Source organism: Kitasatospora sp. NPDC059577 (assembly GCF_042735475.1).
Taxonomy (GTDB): Bacteria; Actinomycetota; Actinomycetes; order Streptomycetales; family Streptomycetaceae; genus Kitasatospora.
The window spans coordinates 13,205-14,445 of sequence record NZ_JBHWBZ010000064.1 but is presented as its reverse complement, the minus strand read 5'-3'; the positions used below and the strand labels follow the sequence as shown (position 1 = coordinate 14,445).

The window sequence follows — 1,241 nt, the reverse complement described above, 5'->3', positions numbered from 1 at the left end:
GAGTGCCCCCCGCCCCCCTCGGGGTCGCCAACCAACCAGGGGGGGCGCGGCGGCGCGGGGGGGGGGGGGCGCGGGGCGGGGGGCGGGGGGGGGCGCGCCCCCCCCCCCCCGGGGCCCCCCCCACCACCGGCCTGGGGCCGGGCATGGGGCGGTGTCCGGATTCCTGGTCCACGGCCCGGTGTCAGCACGCGGTGGTAGCCATGGATCCGTGGATACTACGGAATCGTTCCCGTCATCCGTCGAAATCGCATTCAGACACGGGGGCCAGGCCATGGCCGACATGGAGTGGGAACACGCCCGGGATCTGTTCGAACAGGCGGTTCGCGGTTCGGGCCCGCAGATGCTGTGGCGGGTGGTCGAGGCATGCGGGGCGACCGCCGAGGCGGCCTTCTGGATGCGCCGAGCCGCTGCCTCGGAAAGCGAACCGGGAGGCATCAGCGTCGATCCGGACGTGCTGCGCATCGGGACGAGCCGCCCCGGCTCCGCGTTCCACCAAGACTTCACGATCGCCGTCGGGTCGGACGACCCGGCTCGCGCGGTTGCGGCACTCACGGCTGCCAAGCCCCGCCTGATGTGTGTGTTCGAGGACGGCAGCGAACTCTCACCGGAAGAGGCCGAAGACGTCTGGGACGATGACCGTCCTCCCTACAGTCCCAGCTACGCCACCGTCGATACCGAGGTCCCCTGCGTCCGGATGGACTGCAAAGGCGGGGTCTTCCCGCAGATGGCCCGCACCGCGCTGCGCGTCGTGGCGGACGAACTGCGAAAGGCGGGAGTACAGCGTGCCCGTCTCTTCAGTCCGGACTGTTCGAACGAGTAGAGCTACTACCGCCTGATCAGGGGCACCGGTCAGGTCATCCTCCCCGATCGACCGCCACGGGCGGTACCAGGACCTGGCCCTGGTACCGCCCATCAATGCCATCGGCACCTGCCCGATCTTCTTCGACGTTGTCCCCTGGAACGTCACATGGGCAAACAGAGCGAAACACCTCAGCCTCGAGCGCTTCCGCGAGCCGGGTCCGGGTGGCAACTACAACGGTGTTGCGGACAACAGCAGACCGGGTGGTTGGTCGCGGAGCGCTCCGCTACCGCACCCTGGCCAGCGCCTGGATGCGCTGGACCATCCTTCGCTGCCGCGGGGCCGGCGGCGGGGGGGGCGGGGGGGGGGGGGGGGGGGCCGCCGCCCCGGGGGGCGCGCCGCGCCCCGGGGCCGCCCCGAGGCCCCGCCGCCCCCGGCGGCC

General features: G+C 72.3%; 1 protein-coding gene. It reads left to right on the top strand.

All coding sequences use genetic code 11. From position 1 onward, the window contains the following. Window positions 1-271: 271 nt before the first annotated feature. Window positions 272-820 carry a hypothetical protein gene (locus tag ACFV0O_RS34395; RefSeq protein ID WP_380347687.1) on the top strand — a complete coding sequence of 183 codons (549 nt, stop codon included), beginning with the start codon at window positions 272-274 and terminating at the stop codon, window positions 818-820. Window positions 821-1,241 lie beyond the last annotated feature (421 nt).